The sequence below is a fragment of the Nocardia niigatensis NBRC 100131 genome, from assembly GCF_000308655.1.
GTDB lineage: Bacteria > Actinomycetota > Actinomycetes > Mycobacteriales > Mycobacteriaceae > Nocardia > Nocardia niigatensis.
The window spans coordinates 677,565-694,099 of record NZ_BAGC01000043.1 but is presented as its reverse complement, the minus strand read 5'-3'; the positions used below and the strand labels follow the sequence as shown (position 1 = coordinate 694,099).

12 protein-coding genes are annotated in these 16,535 nt (G+C 69.2%); 8 read left to right on the top strand and 4 right to left on the bottom strand.

Going from position 1 to position 16,535, the window contains the following annotated elements:
• Window positions 1-52: 52 nt before the first annotated feature.
• Complete coding sequence (locus tag ON33_RS20455; RefSeq protein WP_169336821.1) at window positions 53-3,550, bottom strand: ATP-binding protein; 3,498 nt, start codon at window positions 3,548-3,550, stop codon at window positions 53-55.
• 269 nt (window positions 3,551-3,819) lie between these two features.
• Here ON33_RS20455 and ON33_RS20450 point away from each other — a divergent pair, with 269 nt between their 5' ends.
• Window positions 3,820-4,044 (top strand): hypothetical protein, encoded by a 225-nt coding sequence (locus tag ON33_RS20450; protein WP_218001471.1) that lies wholly within the window; start codon window positions 3,820-3,822, stop codon window positions 4,042-4,044.
• A 33-nt stretch (window positions 4,045-4,077) separates the two neighbouring features.
• On the opposite strand, the gene ON33_RS20445 is transcribed toward ON33_RS20450, so the two are convergent.
• On the bottom strand, window positions 4,078-5,358 hold the full coding sequence (locus ON33_RS20445) for a M20 metallopeptidase family protein (RefSeq protein ID WP_040860439.1): 1,281 nt from the start codon (window positions 5,356-5,358) through the stop codon (window positions 4,078-4,080).
• A gap of 223 nt (window positions 5,359-5,581) precedes the next feature.
• Between ON33_RS20445 and ON33_RS20440 the strand changes: the two genes are divergently transcribed.
• Both ON33_RS20440 and ON33_RS20435 read left to right on the top strand, forming a co-directional pair.
• A complete protein-coding gene (locus ON33_RS20440; protein ID WP_373281043.1) occupies window positions 5,582-8,146 on the top strand; it encodes an ATP-dependent Clp protease ATP-binding subunit in 2,565 nt (854 codons plus the stop codon).
• A 72-nt stretch (window positions 8,147-8,218) separates the two neighbouring features.
• Window positions 8,219-8,722, top strand: a complete 504-nt coding sequence (locus ON33_RS20435) for a PaaI family thioesterase (RefSeq protein ID WP_051152504.1) — start codon at window positions 8,219-8,221, stop codon at window positions 8,720-8,722.
• A gap of 60 nt (window positions 8,723-8,782) precedes the next feature.
• Here ON33_RS20435 and glpD read toward each other — a convergent pair whose 3' ends face one another.
• Together glpD and glpK (ON33_RS20425) are read right to left on the bottom strand one after the other, a co-directional pair.
• Window positions 8,783-10,459, bottom strand: coding sequence for a glycerol-3-phosphate dehydrogenase (gene glpD, locus ON33_RS20430; protein WP_040860687.1), 1,677 nt, complete (start codon window positions 10,457-10,459; stop codon window positions 8,783-8,785).
• A 57-nt stretch (window positions 10,460-10,516) separates the two neighbouring features.
• Entirely contained in the window at window positions 10,517-12,043 is a 1,527-nt protein-coding gene (gene glpK / locus ON33_RS20425; protein ID WP_040860438.1) for a glycerol kinase GlpK, read from the bottom strand.
• A 172-nt stretch (window positions 12,044-12,215) separates the two neighbouring features.
• On the opposite strand from glpK (ON33_RS20425), the gene ON33_RS20420 reads away from it, so the two are divergent.
• From ON33_RS20420 to ON33_RS20400, 5 genes are all read left to right on the top strand, one after another.
• On the top strand, window positions 12,216-12,980 hold the full coding sequence (locus ON33_RS20420; protein WP_040860437.1) for an IclR family transcriptional regulator: 765 nt from the start codon (window positions 12,216-12,218) through the stop codon (window positions 12,978-12,980).
• A 25-nt stretch (window positions 12,981-13,005) separates the two neighbouring features.
• Window positions 13,006-14,520 carry a glycerol kinase GlpK gene (glpK, locus tag ON33_RS20415; protein ID WP_040860436.1) on the top strand — a complete coding sequence of 505 codons (1,515 nt, stop codon included), beginning with the start codon at window positions 13,006-13,008 and terminating at the stop codon, window positions 14,518-14,520.
• Between the two features lie 10 nt (window positions 14,521-14,530).
• Window positions 14,531-15,364, top strand: coding sequence for a DUF72 domain-containing protein (locus ON33_RS20410; protein ID WP_083869141.1), 834 nt, complete (start codon window positions 14,531-14,533; stop codon window positions 15,362-15,364).
• A gap of 75 nt (window positions 15,365-15,439) precedes the next feature.
• Window positions 15,440-16,210, top strand: coding sequence for an ArsR/SmtB family transcription factor (locus tag ON33_RS20405; protein ID WP_051152503.1), 771 nt, complete (start codon window positions 15,440-15,442; stop codon window positions 16,208-16,210).
• Between the two features lie 39 nt (window positions 16,211-16,249).
• Window positions 16,250-16,498: a hypothetical protein gene (locus tag ON33_RS20400; protein WP_040860434.1), complete on the top strand. Its 249-nt coding sequence runs from the start codon at window positions 16,250-16,252 to the stop codon at window positions 16,496-16,498.
• Window positions 16,499-16,535 lie beyond the last annotated feature (37 nt).

Here is a 16,535-nt window from a genome sequence, read left to right as displayed (position 1 = left end):
GCCGCGGCTTCTGACATTTCAGGCCGATGACTCGATCCGGATTTCTCGTACATCAGGCCGCGCGCAGTAGCGCGGCACCGCACGCGGGAAGTTCGGCTCGAATCCTTTCGAGCAGGCGTTCTGCGTGGTCGCGATGCGCCGCGGCCGCCTCGTCGTCGCCCCGGGCGACGGCCAGCGCCGCGAGGATCGAGTCCATCGGGCCGAACTCGGTCATCCCGGTCTCGAGTCCGATGAGGGTGCCGCTGTGCGGCGCCAGGTATTCGTAGAGCCGCTCAATTGCTGGAGTGTCGCCGAGCTCGATGGCAGCGACCGCCCTCAATGCCGACATGAGGACCGGATAGAAGCCCGCCGCAATCGGATCCGAGTTCTCGTACACGCCGCGTGCGCGCTCGCGCTGTCCGCTCTGTAACAGCGCGAGCGTGTAGGCCGGGGCCGCGGCCGCGGGCAGTGCCGCATACGCGTTCGCGAGCCGATCCGACAGCCCGCCCAGTTCGCCCCGCGCCCAGCCGATCGCGAGCGCGCAGAACAACTCCGCCTCCGCATGGTTGGCCACCCCGGAAAGCCGGGTGCGGGTGGTGAACCGCAGGTACAGCTCATCGGCCGCGTCGATGTTCCCGCGCAGTAGTTCCACGGTCCCGGCGAAACAGCTGACCATATCCAGCAGCGGCTGCAACTGGCCCTCGTCGGCGAACTCCACCGCGGCCGTCGCCCGCCGTCCCGCCTCCACCAGATCCGCCCGGGCCACCGCGGCCCGATATTCCAGATAATGCGCCAGCGCCCGGTACTCGGCCAGACCGGCGGTGGTGGCCAGCTGTTCCAGCTCGGTGACCAGCGCCGAGAACTCCGCGTCGTACTCGAATGCGAGATAGGTCACCGCATTGATGGCGGCACACAGCAATTCGGGATCGCCGATCAGCCGCGCCGTCTCGAGGGCCAGCCGGGCCAGCCGCCGCCCGGCCGCGGACTCCACCAGTCCGGTCTCGAAGGTCGCCGTGACCAGCAGGCGCACCAGATCGCGGTCTCGCCCGTTCGAATCCGCTTTCTCCGCACCGGCATTCGCGTCGTCACGCATGGGCGCCAGGGGACTGGGGACCTCGCTCCCCAGCAGGGCCAGCGTGGCCGCGCCGACGCCGTGCCGGGCCAGGGCGCGCGCCAGGGCCCGCCGCATGTGGTGATCGGGCCTACGCCAGTTGCGAATTGCCCAGATGATCGGGGCGCGCCAGCAGGTCAGCGCCCGGTCCACCAGATCCGGATCGCCCAGCTGCTCGGCGAGGCTGAGGGCCCGGTCGCGTTCGACGCGGGCCTCCCGATGCCGATTGTCGTAGGCCAGCGCGGTCACCAGCGCGCAGCGGGTGCGCAGCAGCGCGATGCGGTCGCCGGCGGGCGCGTGGTCGGCGTCGTGGCGGGCCAGCCGGTGCAGTTCCACCGCCGAGCGCAGCAGCCGTACACCGGCGCTGCGCATGCCGCGGCTGGTGCGTAGTTCGGCCGCCCGCTCCACGTATTCGATGGCGTGCGAGGCGGTTTCGGCTGTCGCCCCGGCGAGGGCGTGCCGGGCCAGCACGTCCGGGTCTCGTGCCACCGCCGGATAGCTTTCGGCCTGTTCTTCCAGCAGTTCCAGTGCGGCCCAGTGCATCCGGCCGCGCCGCAGCGGAGGGATGCCCAGATACACCGCATCGCGGATCAGCCCGTGCTCGAAGCGGATGCTGCCGCCGCTGCCGGATCCCACCAGGCCCGCCGCCTCGGCCGCCGCCACCAGGTCGATCACCGTGTCCTCGGCCAGGCCCGCCGCGGCGCTGAGAATCGCCAGATCGACGCTCTCGCCCCAGATGGACAGCCGGCGCAGCACCTCGGCGACACCGTCGGGCAGCTGCGCCACCCGATCCTCGATCAGCTCCCGGATCGAGTCCGGCACCTCGTCCAAACTCCCCTGTGCGGCGGCCGCTTTCGCCACCTCCCGCACGAACAGGGGGTTCCCGCCGGTGCGCCGGTGCAGCTGTTCCAGCGCCTCGGTCTCGATCCCCGTCAGCCCCACCGCCGCAGCGGCCCGCCGCGTCCCCTCGACATCCAGCCCGTTGAGCTCCACCCAGGCTCCGGTGTACTGCGCCAGCGCCGCGACCGTGTTGTGGGCGCCCTGTCCCGCCTCCGACCGCCGCATGGTGATCAGTACGAAGACCGGCTCGTCCCGCAGCCAGCTCACCACCTGTCGCAGGATCTGCAGCGTCTCCGGATCGGCGCGTTGCACGTCCTCCAGCAGCAACGCCACCGGTGCGGAACCGGTCGCGCGCCTGCACTTCTCGGCGATGGCCCGGGCCCGGCTGAAGGTGTCGTCGGCCCGGGACGATGACCGTCCCGCTGTCGTGACCAGACTCGGTTCGGAATCGTCGAGGGCGGTGAGCATCTCGGTCCAGGCCCACGCGCTGGGTGCGCCATCGATCTCGGGGCAGGCGCCGGTGGCGACCGTCCAGCCCGCGGTCGTCAGCGTGGCGAGGGTGGCCTCCGCCAGCACAGACTTGCCGATCCCGGCCTCCCCGGCGATCCACGCGACCCGCAGTCGCCCGGCCCGCGCCGCCTCGGCGGCGGTCAGCAACTCGGATAGCTCGGTGAGATAGCCGGTGGCGCACTGGGATTCGGTGTTGTGGAACTCCGTGGCGGCGGCGCTCGCCGTGGCGGGGGCGGGAACAGGGGCGGCGCTGCCGGTGGGGAGCCCGAGGGGCGCGGGCTGTTCGGAATCGGCCGGAGGGCGGTGTGCGGGAAGCGGCGGGGTCCGGTTGAGAGTCGCCGAGTGATTGAGGATGGCTGTCTCGAGCTGACGCAGGGCGGGGGCGGGGTCCACTCCGAATTGGCCACCCAGGAATTCGCGCGAGCGGCGGATGGTGGTGAGCGCCTCGAGCTGCTGGCCGAGCTGGTACTGCGCCAGCGCGAGCAGGCGCACGATTTCCTCGCGGCCGGGATTGTCCTCGAAGTGCTGGCGGAGTTCGCGGACCACTTCGCCGGAGCGGCCCAGCTCCAGTTCGGTGCGGGCATTGAGTTCGACGGCGGTGAGGTAGAGGTCGGTGAGCCGGTTGGCCTCGGCGGTGGCCCAGTCGGCCTCGGCGAACGCTTCCAGGGCGGGGCCGTGCCAGAGCGAGAGAGCGGTCTCCAGCAGGGCATTGCGCTCGGTGGGGTCGGTGTGGATCTCGGGATTGCTGACCAGTTCCTGATAGGTCCGCAGCTGCTGCTCGAAATGCCATGCGTCCACGGCGTTCTCGGGGATCTTCAGGGCATACCCGGACGACTCGGACACGATGAAGCGGGAGGGCGCACGCCGCGGTCGCTGGGGTTCGAACAGCCGCCGCAGATTGTGGATGTGTACCTGCAGTACCGCGGCGGCCTTGGGCGGCGGATGCCCGGACCACAGGTCGTAGATCAGCCGCTCGGTGCTCACGACCTGGCCGTGCGCCACGATGAGGCGGCCGAGGACGGCGCGTTGCATGGGGGTGCCGAGGGGGGTGTCGCGACCGTCGACGGACAGCTGCAGGGAGCCGAGCACTCTCAGCTCCGCGCCTGCCATCGGTGTCCTCCTGCGACCGGAAGCGAACCGAGCGTTCGCCGCAAGAAGAGCACTATCCCTCAAAAACCTGAAGATGCCAAAAGTTAGCCGAATGGTTGTCCGATAGTTACGGCGGCCCGCCGCCATAAAGAAGACCGTGTGGTACGGAAATTGATTTCCAACGCTAGTGGGGCGAATCCGTCACACAACCCGGCCGGAAGTGAATCGCAAGAGGCGGGGACAATACTTCTGACTGGAAGCAACCTTGAAGTTAAGGGGTGGTTGGTGTGATGAAGCCAGTGGATTTCCCCGGAGGGCTGGGAGAAACCGGCATCGAGCCCGAGAGCACCGGCATATATGTGGACCGTGACGGCGATATCTGGGAGAAGCAGGACGACGGCTGGCGCCTGATCCTGCAGCGCGGCGTATCCGTGGACCCCAAGTCCCTCTGGGACTGGACCGAGGGTCACGTCCGCGACTACGCACCGTTCATGCCGGTCGTCGCCGGCCGCTGACCGGTCCTACCGCGAGTGTGATTGCGGCACAATCTAATTCGGTACCAGCGCGCCGCTGAGATGGTCGTAGGCCACCTGGGCGTGCAACCGCACGCCGGTGACAAGGGTGTCGTCGTCGGCGTAGAAGTGCGGGTTGTGGTTCATGAAGAGCCCGCGTCCGCCGGGCAGCGGCGTCGGCAGGCCCGCCGCGTCGAGCTGCGCGTCCTGCACGCCCAGCGTCACGTACAGGCCGCCGTACCGATTGACGAACTCCGAGACGTCGTCGTACCCGAGCGTGGCCCCGGTCGGCACCACCCGGTCGTCCCCGGCCACCCGCCGGAAGGTGGGCAGTCCGGCGTCCATCCAGGCCTGCTCGTTGTGCACCGCGGGCACATCCTGCAGGAAATCCACTGCGGCCGAACAGTTATAGGCCGCCGCGGTATTGGTGGCGAGGGTTCGCAGCCGCGTCTGCACCTCGCCCATGTCCTGTTCCATCGCGCAGCGGATGGTGCCCCACAGCGTCACGGTCTGTCCGATGATGTTGAACCGCCCCACATCCTCGACGTGCCCGATGCTCACGGTCACCGGGTCGAAGGCGCTGACCTGCCGGTAGAGCTGCCCGATCCCGGTCAGGACCGCCCCGGCCGCCGGCATCGGGTCGATGCCCATCCACGGCGTGGACCCGTGCACCTGCTGTCCGGTGATGGTGATCCGGGCCAGGCAGGACGCGCCGAACTGGTTCCCGACCCGATAGCCGATGCAGCCCTTGGGATATGGCGTGACGTGGAATCCGAACGCCATGGTCGGCACGGGATCGTCGAGCGCACCCTCGGCGAGCATCTCGCGCGCGCCGCCCCGCTCCGCCACCGGCGGCCCCTCCTCGGCGGGCTGGAACACGAAAAGCACGGTGCCCGGCAGTTTTTCGCGGACCCCGGCCAGGACCGTGGCCGCGCCCATCAGCATGGCGGTGTGACAGTCGTGCCCGCAGGCATGCGACACCGGGAACGGTCCGCCGGGGTACCGCTGGTCGACCACGTGGGAGGCGAACGGCACCCCGCACAGGTCCGGCACCGGCAGCGCGTCGATGTCCGCCCGCAGCGCCACCACCCGTTCGCCCGCCGATCCACCGCGCAGGACGCCGATCACACCGTGGCCGGCGATGCCGGTGCGAACCTCGTCCAGGCTCAACGACTTCAGATGATCGCTGATCAGCGCCGCGGTGTTGACCTCGCGATTGGAGAGTTCCGGATGCTCGTGCAGGTACCGCCGCCAGCGCACCACCTGTCCGGCCACCGCTGCCGCGCGGGCGTCGAGATCGTCGTGGATCGCGCTCATCAGGACTCCGTTCGATCGGGCGGAACTCCGAGGGCGGGCAAGGGCCGAATCGATCCAAAACAAAGTCGTTACGGCCATTTGCCGTCCGCGCCGAGGCTACTACTGTGGACCTCGAGTTCGCCATCTGTTAGCTGACGCGTCGGCAGGCTCGCTGCGAACCCGAGTCCTGTCGAGCGTCACCCGAAGCCGCGAGGTGACCATGACCCAGGGGTGGCCCAGTTCGATGGGTTCCTTCGATTCCTTCGACGACATCTTCAACCGATTCTTCGGCTCCGGAATGTCCCGCCAGCCACCGGTGCAGCGTATCGACCTGAGTCGCTTGCTGAGCGAGAGCGCCAAGCAGGTGGTGAACTCCGCCCGCCAGGCCGCCCACGACTGGGGCAGCGCCGAGATCACCCCCGAGCATCTGCTGTACGCGGCCGCCGCCGTCGAACCGTCACAGAGCATCATCGCCGAAATCGGCAGGGACACCGAACAACTGCGCAAGCAGATGCGGACCGCCGCGGGCAGCGGCGTCGGCGCGCACGGCGCCGGCCACGCGCTGGCGCTGAGCCCGGCCGCCAAGCTGGCCCTGCGCAATGCGCAGCGCGGCGCCGCCGAGGCGGGCAGCAGCTACATCGGGCCGGAACACATTCTGCTCGGCATCGCGAGCCTGCCCGACAGCCCGGCCGCCCAGGCCCTCGCGGGCGCGAAGATGCCCGCCGCCCAGACCGCCAAGGAACCCTCCGACACCCCGACCCTCGACGAGTACGGCCGCGACCTCACCGCGGAGGCCCGCGCGGGCAAGGTCGATCCGGTGGTCGGGCGGGCCGCGGAGATCGAGCAGACCGTGGAGATCCTGTCCCGGCGGCGCAAGAACAATCCGGTGCTCATCGGGGACCCGGGCGTCGGCAAGACCGCGATCGTGGAGGGCCTGGCCCAGCGCATCGTCAACGGAGATGTGCCCGCGACCCTGACCGACCGCCGCGTCGTCGCCCTGGACGTGAGTTCGATGGTGGCGGGCAGCAAGTACCGTGGCGAATTCGAGGAGCGGCTCACCAAGGTGCTCGACGAGGTGCGCGCGCACTCCGACGAACTGGTGGTCTTCATCGACGAGCTGCACACCATCGTGGGCGCGGGCAGCGGTGGCGAGGGATCCATGGACGCGAGCAATATGCTCAAGCCCGCCCTGGCCCGCGGCGAACTGCACGCCATCGGCGCCACCACCATCGACGAGTACCGCAAGCACATCGAGAAGGACGCCGCCCTGGAGCGCCGCTTCCAGCCGGTCATGGTGTCCGAGCCGTCGGTGACCGACACCATCGAGATCCTGCGCGGGCTCTCGGACGTGTACGAGGAGCACCATCAGGTGCGCTATCTGGACGAGGCACTGATCGCGGCGGCCGAACTGTCCGACCGCTACATCACCGACCGCTTCATGCCGGACAAGGCCATCGACCTGGTGGACCAGGCGGGTGCGCGCGTTCGATTGCGCACGCGCACACCGGATCCCAAGGTGCGGGAGCTGGAAGAGAAACTGGCGCACCTTAATCGGGAGAAGGATGCCGCGGTGGCCGGCGAGGACTACGAGCGAGCCAACAAGATCAAGGCCGAGATCTCCAAGCTGGAGAAGAAGACCGCCTACGAGGTGGACCGCACCGAGATCCCGACCGTCGAGATCACCGATATCGCCGAGGTGGTCTCGCGCCAGACCGGCATCCCGGTCGCCGACCTCACCACCGAGGAGCGGGCGAAACTGCTGAAGCTGGAACATGATCTGCATCAGCGGGTGGTCGGCCAGGACGAGGCCATCGTCGCGGTGGCCGAGGCGGTGCGCCGAGCCCGGGCCGGGTTGAAGGACCCCAACCGGCCCATCGGCTCGTTCCTGTTCCTGGGACCCACCGGCGTCGGCAAGACCGAACTCGCGAAAGCCTTGGCGGAGGCCGTCTTCGGCGACGAGGACCGGCTCATCCGCTTCGACATGAGCGAGTTCCAGGAGAAGCACACGGTCTCTCGTCTGGTGGGCGCGCCGCCCGGATACGTGGGCTACGACGACGCCGCCCAGCTCACCGACAAGGTGCGCCGGCAGCCCTATTCGGTGATCCTGTTCGACGAGGTCGAGAAGGCGCACCCGGATGTGTTCAATGTGCTGCTGCAGCTGCTCGACGACGGCCGGGTCACCGACTCCAAGGGCCGCACGGTGGATTTCAAGAACACTATCGTCATCTTGACCAGCAATATCGGTTCCGACCTGATCCTGTCCGCCAAGGACGGCGACCTGGACTCCATCACGCCGCAGCTGGAAGAGCGGCTGCGCAGGCAGTTCCGGCCGGAGTTCCTCAACCGGCTCGACGAGCAGATCATCTTCCACCGGCTCGACAAGTCGCAGCTGCGTAATATCGTCGGCCTGGTGCTCGACGGCACCCGGCGGCGGCTGCACGCCCAGGACATCGCCCTGGATGTTTCGGACAAGGCGATGGATTGGCTGGCGGACAACGGCTATCAGCCCGAGTTCGGCGCCCGGCCGCTGCGCCGGACCGTGCAGAAGCAACTGGACAACGCGCTGTCGAAGAAGCTGCTCGAGGGTGCGCTGGCACCCGGGGACACGGTGCGCATCGATGCCGACGACAGCGGTCTGCAGATCGAGGGCGTCCACCACAGCGGCGGCAAGAAGACCGACGCCAAGACCACCGAGGAATCGGTCCTGACCGTCGGCAAGGGCGGTAAGGCCAAGGCGGCCGGCGGGAACGGCCGCAGCAAGAGCGGCGCCAAGGCGGCGAGTGGCAAGGCGTCTCCGGCAGAGGACTGAGCACCGTGGCACCGGAGAGCGCCGCGGCGGGTGGGTTGCGCGACAAATTTGAATCTGCGTTAATTTTCAGGCATGGAGCCTGATCGCGACGCCGTGCCACTGCCCCTGGGTGACCTGCTCGCCGAGGGGCCCTTCCCGCCGCATCACCCCGGCTGTTTCGGGTGCGGCCCGGCCAACCCGGCCTCGCCCCGAATCGCCTTCGAACGCCGAGGTGACACAGTGCGCGGCACCTTCACCATGGACGAACGGCACCAGGGCGCGCCCGGTGTGGCACACGGCGGCATCGTCGCCGCGGCGCTGGACGAGGCGTCGGGCTCGGTCCTGATGCCCCTGCGGCTGCCCGCCGTCACCGTAAAACTCGACGTAGATTTCGCGGCTCCTGCGCGGCTGAATCGCGAATTGGTGGTCACCTCGGTGCTCACCGGCCGCAAGGGCCGCAAGCTCTACATCGACACCACGCTCACCGATGGCGACACCGTCCTCGCCACCGGCCGTGCGATCTTCGTCGAGGTGACCGCCGAGCACTTCACCCGCCTGGGCGCGACGCCGGGCGAATTGTCCAGCGTCGGAGCCTGATCCGGTCCATCGCCGCGCGGTGATCCACTCGCGCGGCGTCGGACCGCCATGGGGTGATGCTCAGCCGACGGCGATCATGCGGGCCGCATTGGCCGACTCGTCGTCCTTCTCCTCGTTGGCCGCCAGCTCCGCGTGCACCCGGTCGAAATAGCGGTTGATCTCCGCATTGGTGCGTTCGTCGTCCCAGCCCAGGTGGGGGGCGATGAGGCGGGCGATCTCCGGCGCGGCCCGCAGGCCGCGGTCGGGCACCTCGATGGAGATGCGGGTGCGGCGGGTGAGCAGATCGTCCAGGTGCAGCGCGCCCTCGTGGGTGGCGGCGTAGACGGCCTCGGCGGCCAAGTACTCCGCGGCGCCCGGAATCGGTTCGCCCAGTGCGGGAACCGCGGCGACGAGGTCGAAGATCTCCGCGGCCAGCGAGCCGTAGCGGCCCAGCAGATGCGCCACGGTGTCGACCGGCAGCCCGGCCCGATCCGCGACCGCGGCGATGTCGTCGAGCATGTCCTGGTAGCCGACCGCGCCCAGGATGGGCAGGTTGGCGGTGACCGACGGCGCGACGTCGCTGCCCAGGCGCTCCGCGGCGGCGTCCACCACGTCGGCGGCCATCACCCGGTAGGTGGTGTACTTGCCGCCCGCGATGACGAACAGGCCGGGGGCCGGTTCGGCGACCGCGTGCTCGCGCGAGAGCTTGGAGGTCTCCTTGGACGCGCCGGTCATGAGCGGCCGCAGACCGGCGTAGGTGCCGACGATGTCGGCGCGCGTGAGCGGTTCGCGCAGTAGCGAATTGACGTGGTCGAGGATGTACTGCACATCCGCGGCGGTGGCGGTCGGGTGGTTCTTGTCCAGCGACCAATCGGTGTCGGTGGTGCCGATGATCCAGTGCTCGGCCCACGGGATGACGAACAGCACGGACTTTTCGGTCTTCATGGCGATGCCGGTGTCCATGTCCAGCTTCTCGCGCGGGACCATGATGTGCACGCCCTTGGACATGCGCACGTGGAACGGGAAGTCCACGCCGGTCATCTTGATCATGTCATCGGTCCACACGCCGGTCGCCGAGATCACGGTCCGGGCCCGGATGCTGTGCTCCAGACCGGTTTCCAGATCCACGACCTTCGCGCCCACGACCTTCTCGCCGTCGCGCAACAGCCCGGTGACCTTCGTGCGGGTCAGCACGGTCGCGCCGTGCTGGGCGGCGGTGCGGGCGATCGTCATGGTGTGGCGGGCATCGTCGACCTGGGCGTCGTAGTAGCGGATGGCGCCGGTCATGGCGTCCGCGCGCAGCGCCGGCGCCAATTCCAGTGCGCTGGAACGGCTCAGGTGCTTGTGCATGGGCACCGAGCGTGCGCCGCCCATGGTGTCGTAGAGGGCGATGCCGGCGCCGATGTAGAAGCGCTCGTAGTGCTTCTGCAGCGGGAACAGGAACGAGACCGGGTGCACCAGGTGCGGGGCCAGCTTGTTCAGCAGCAGACCCCGTTCCTTCAAAGCCTCACGGACCAGGGCGAAGTCGTACTGTTCCAGGTAGCGCAGGCCGCCGTGGATGAGTTTGGAGGACCGGCTCGAGGTGCCGGCGGCGAAATCGCGCGCCTCGACCAGGGTGACGGACAGGCCACGCGACGCGGCGTCCAGTGCGGCACCCGCTCCCGTCACTCCACCACCGATCACGAGAACGTCGATTTCGGTGTCGCCGAGCGAATCAATCGCCCGGTCGCGGTAGGCGGGATCCAGTTGTGCGGACACGAAATACTCCTTGTTATCGGTGTTTTCAGGCTTGTGGGGCAGTGCGCTCACCGGTGGTCAGTCCTCGTCCTCGAGGTCGACCCAGTCGAGGGTGCGGGAGACCGCTTTGCGCCAGCGGGTGTAGCCGCGCCGCCGCTGCTCCTCGGTCATGGCGGGCTGCCAGTTCCGGTCCTCGCGCCAATTGGCGACGAGTTCGTCTGTGCTGCGCCAGAATCCGACCGCGAGACCGGCGGCGTAGGCGGCGCCGAGCGCGGTGGTCTCCGCGACCACCGGCCGGGAGACCGGCACGCCGAGGAAGTCGGCCTGGATCTGCATGGCGAGTTCATTGGCGGTGACGCCGCCGTCGACGCGCAGGGTGCCGAGCCGCACCCCGGAGTCCTGCTGCATGGCCTCGACCACGTCGCGGGTCTGGTAGCAGATGGATTCCAGTGTGGCCCGGGCGATATGGGCATTGTTGCTGAAGCGGGACAGGCCCACGATCACGCCGCGGGCGTCCGCGCGCCAGTAGGGCGCGAACAGGCCGGAGAAGGCGGGCACGAAGTAGATGCCGCCATTGTCGGGGACCTGCCGGGCCAGGGTCTCGACCCCTGCCGCACCCGAGATGATGCCGAGCTGGTCGCGCAGCCACTGCACGGCCGAGCCGGTCACGGCGATCGAGCCCTCGAGCGCGTACACCGGCTTCTCGTCGCCGAACTGGTAGGCGACGGTGGTCAGCAGGCCGTGCTCGGAGCGCACGATCTCGGTGCCGGTGTTCAGCATCAGGAAATTGCCTGTGCCGTAAGTGTTCTTGGCCTCGCCCGGCTGGAAGCAGACCTGGCCGACCGTGGCGGCCTGCTGGTCGCCGAGCACGCCCGCGAGCGGTACCGAGCCCTTGAACGGGCCGCCCGGATAGGTGGTGCCGAAGCCCGCGGGATTCGACGAGGGCGCAATGCGCGGCAGCATGGCGCGCGGCACCCCGAACACGGCGAGCAATTCGTCGTCCCAGTCCAGGGTTTCGAGATCCATGAGCATGGTGCGCGAGGCATTGGTCGGGTCGGTCACGTGCACGCCGCCGTGGACGCCGCCGGTGATGTTCCAGATGATCCAGCTGTCGGGGGTGCCGAAGAGGGCGTCGCCGCGCTCCGCGTCCGCCCGCACGCCGGGGACATTGTCGAGGATCCACTTCAGCTTGCCGCCCGAGAAATACGGTGCGGGCGGCAGTCCGGCGCGTTCGCGAATGAGATCGCCGCGGCCGGCCTTCTCCACCTCGGCCACGATGCGGTCGGTGCGGGTGTCCTGCCAGACGATGGCGTTGTAGTAGGGGCGTCCGGTGCGGCGGTTCCACACGATGGTGGTCTCGCGCTGATTGGTGACGCCGACGGCGGCCAGATCGCTCGCCGTGAGTCCGGCTCCGGCCAGGGCGCTCTTGATGACGGTGCGGGTGCGCTCCCAGATCTCGTCCGGGTTGTGTTCCACCCAGCCGGCCTGCGGGAGGATCTGCTCGTGTTCGAGTTGATGGCGGGCAACCACGTTGCCGCCATGGTCGAACACCATGAATCGCGTGGAGGTCGTGCCTTGATCGATGGCTCCGACGTACTGCGTCATCGCGGTCCTTCCGGGAAGCTCGTCATTGAGTCCGTCTGCCTGGGTCCCCGGAGAGGCGGCGGGAGGTGAGGCTGCTGCCGGCCGGGCCCGAGGTCAACGTTACGAAGTGGAGCGTGGCCATGGCAGAGGGTGCGTTCGACAATGCCGAACGATTTGCTGGTAGATTACGAACGTGCCGGGTCCGATTCAGTCGATCGAGCGCGCTGCGGCGATGCTGCGGCTGCTCGCGCGCGGGTCCGGCCGCATGGCGGTGGGGGAGATCGCCTCGGCGCTCGGGCTGGCCAAACCGACCGCGCACGGCATTCTGCGAACGCTGCAGGGCGTCGGGTTCGTCGATCAGGATCCGGTGAGCGGCAGATATCACCTGAGCCCCGCGCTGCACGATCTCGGTTCGGGCCACCTGGACGCCAACGAATTACGGTCGCGGGCCATCAACCGGGCCGACGCACTGGCCGCGCGCAGCGGGGAATCGGTGCGGATCGCCGCGCCGGTGGACGGCGCGGTGGTGGTGATCCACCATGTCTTCCGGCCCGACAACACCGAGCAGGCGCTGGCGGTCGGCGAGGAACTGCCGCCGCACGCAACGGCTCTGGGCAAGGTACTGCTCGCTTACGACGGCCATCTCGCCGAGTCGATGCGCGACGGCGCGCTGCCCGCGCTCACCCATCGCACCCTCACCGATCCGGCGGCGCTGCGGCGGGCGATCTCCGAGGTGCGGCGCACCGGCTGGGCCGGGGATGTCGGCGAATACCGGTCCGGTGAGGCGAGCCTCGCCGCGCCGATACGCTCCCGGGGTGGTTTGGTGGTCGGTGCCATCGGCATCACCGGCCCGGTCGACCGGCTCTGCGACGGGCAGTTGAGGTTCCGGCCCGCGCCCATCACCCAGGTGTGCGACGCGGCCGCCGCCGTGTCCCGGGATCTCGGTGGCGCGCAATGACTTTCCCGGAGGGGAGCAGGTTCGGATGACGCAACGCTACGTGCTCGCCATCGACCAGGGCACCACCTCCACCCGGGCCATCCTGTTCGATCAGCGGGCCCGGCTCACCGGGGTGGCGCAGCGCGAGCACAAGCAGCACTACCCGCGGCCGGGCTGGATGGAGCAGGACGCGCTGGAGATCTGGCGCAATGTCGAGCGCGTCGTGCCCGCGGCACTGCGAGATTCGGGAATCACCCTGGACCAGGTCGCCGCGGTGGGGATCGCCAATCAGCGCGAGACCACGGTGGTGTGGGATCGGAACACCGGGACGCCGATCGGGCGAGCCATCGTGTGGCAGGACGTGCGTACCGAGCAGCTCGTCGAGCGCCTGCGGGAATCGGCTGGGGCGGAACGGATCCGGGAGCTGTGCGGCCTGCCGCTGGCCACCTACTTCGCCGCGCCCAGGCTGCGGTGGCTGCTGGATCGCACGCCGGGACTGCGGGAGCGGGCCGCACGCGGCGAGGTGCTGTTCGGGACCATGGAGACCTGGCTGGTCTGGAACCTCACCGGCGGAGCCGATCACGGCGGGCACGTCACCGACGTCACCAATGCAGGCCGGACGCTGCTGATGAACCTGTCCACGCTGGAATGGGACGAAGAACTGTTGCGGTTCTTCGATATTCCGCGGGCCATGCTGCCGGAGATCCAGCCCTCGACCGGTGAATTCGGCACCGCGCGCCGGGTGCTGCCGGGGGTGCGGATCGCGGCGGCGCTCGGTGATCAGCACGCGGCGTTGTTCGGGCAGACGTGTTTCGCGCCCGGTGAGACCGAATGCACTTACGGCACAGGCGGATTCCTGCTCATGAACACCGGGCGGGAACTGGTGCGGTCCGAGCACGGGCTGCTCACCACCATTGGCTACCAGGTCGGGCCGGAGCCGGTGTACGCGCTGGAGGGGCCGATCGCGGTGACCGGTTCGCTGGTGCAGTGGCTGCGGGACAACATCGGGCTCATCACGAGTGCGCCGGAGATCGAAACCCTCGCGGGCACAGTCGGAGACAATGGCGGCTGCTACCTGGTGCCCGCCTTCTCGGGGCTGTACGCCCCGCACTGGCGCAGTGACGCGCGCGGGCTGCTCATCGGGCTCACCTCGTATATCACCAAGGGGCACATCGCCCGAGCGGTGCTCGAGGCCACGGCTTGGCAGACCCGCGATGTGGTGGAGGCCATGAACGCCGACTCCGGACTCCAGGCCGGGGCACTACGGGTCGCCGGCGGGATGACCTCGGACAACCTGCTCATGCAGATCATCGCCGATGTGCTCGACATACCGGTCATGCGTCCGATCGTGGCGGAGACGGTATCGCTGGGCGCGGCCTACGCGGCGGGCCTGGCGGTCGGTTATTGGCCGGATCTCGAGGGCCTGCGCCACAATTGGCGCGTCGCGGCGCAGTGGCTGCCGCGCATGGACCCGGACCTGCGCGCCGAGGAGTACGACAACTGGAAGCGAGCGGTGGAGCTCACCTTCGGTTGGCTGCGCCCCGGCAAGTCGGTGACCTAACGTGGCAGGTATGCGGCTCTATGTCGGTTGCGCAATGTGGACACATCCGGATTGGCAGGAGAAGCCGCTACCGCCGGCCGAACGCCTGCGCACCTACTCCTCCTGGTGCAATGCGGTGGAGGGCAACACCACCTTCTACGCGGTCCCGCAGCGGCGCACCGTCGAATCCTGGGCCCGCCAAACCGATCCCGACTTCCGCTTCGTGATCAAGCTGCCCCGTACCGTCACCCACGACCGCCGCCTCACCGGCATCGACGACGAGATGGCGGCGTTCCTGGACGCCGTCGAACCGCTGGGCCGCCGCCTGCACTCGCTGTGGGTGCAGCTGCCGGGCTCCTTCACCGATCTGCGCGCCCTCGCCAACCTGCTCGACGGCCTGCCGTCCCACTACCGCTGCGCCGTCGAGGTGCGCCATCCCGCCTTCTTCGAAAACCCCCGCGCCACGGCGCAACTCGAACAGGTGTTGAGCGCCGCGGGCGCGGAGTGGATCCCGTTCGACACCACCGTCCTGTTCGAGGGCCCGCCGGGCAGCCCGGCCGAGTTCGAGGCCCGGTCCAAAAAGCCCAGCAATCCGCGACGCACCCGGGCCCTCACCGAATTCCCCATCGTGCGGTATCACGGTCGCGACGATGTGGCGACGACGGTCGCGGGCTGGCAGCCCTGGATCGACACCACCGTCGCCTGGCTGCGCGAGGGCCGCTCCCCGACGGTGTTCATCCACACCCCCGACAATGCCTCGGCTCGGACCCTCGCCCGTCGCTTCCATGCCGAGGTCCGCGCCCGGCTCCCCGGCCTGGAACCCCTTCCGGACCCCATCACCACCGATCCCATGACCCTGTTCTGAATCTTTCCGCAGGCCGGGGCCTCCCGGCCGGACGCTTCGGCGCGGGCCGAAGCATGGCGGCGGGACACTGGACCCATGGAACCGATCAGAGACGGCGATGTGGACATCTCCGGAGCGGCCCGCCTGCTGGCCGACCCGGCCCGGGCCCGCATGCTCACCGTCCTGGCCGACGGCCGCGCCCAACCGGCCGGTGAGCTGGCCCGGGCGGCGGGCGTCACGGCCGCCACCGCCAGCGAGCACCTGGGAAAGCTGGTCGAGCATGGCTGGCTGGCCGTCGAGAAGACGGGCCGCCACCGCTACTACCGGATCGCTCTCCCCGAAGTGGTCCAGGTCCTGGAATCGATGGCCCTGCTCTCCCCGATCCAACCGGTCCGTTCGCTGCGCGGCGCCCGCGCCAACCGCGACCTGAAGATCGCCCGCACCTGCTACGACCACCTCGCCGGAGCCGTCGGCGTCGCGGTCTTCGACGCCCTCCACGACGCCGCCCTGCTGAACGTCATCGGCGGCCACTGGACCGCCGCCGACCGCACCCACCCCCTCCTCGACGAATTGGCCATCACCCCAACCGATCTCCGCCACTTCGTCCGCCGCCCACTCGTCAAGGTCTGCCTCGACTGGTCCGAACGCCGCCACCACCTGGCCGGCGGCCTCGGCGCCCTGATCCTCCGCCGCATGCGGGACCACCACTGGTGCGCCCCCGGAACCACCCCGCGCGCAATGATATTCACCCCCAGCGGCTGGCAAGCCCTCCACCGCACGATCGGCATCGACAAATCCGCGCTCACCGCCGAACTCGCCGCGACTACCCCGCGAACCCCCACCGCGGTCGCCCGGCGCGGCGCATGAAGAACGGGCCTCGCTCCTGAACGACGTGGCAATTTCGGCATGGCCTACTCCATGCCCGCGGCCACCAATGTCACCGACTCCGCCGCGGGCGCCGCGAATGCCGGTCTGGCTGCCGCCGCGTTCAATGCCGCCCGGCAGCTGGATTCGGCGCTCGGCGTGGCAGTGCTGGGCGCGCTGATTCCGATCGCCCCGGGATCACTTGCCCTTCCCCTGGCGACCGCCGCCGCCGTCTATCTGCTCGCCGCTGTCCCGGCCCGGTCGTTCCTGCCGGCGCCGGGTCGTCTCTGAATCGGGTACTCGAAGGCGAATGGCACACGGTGGAGGC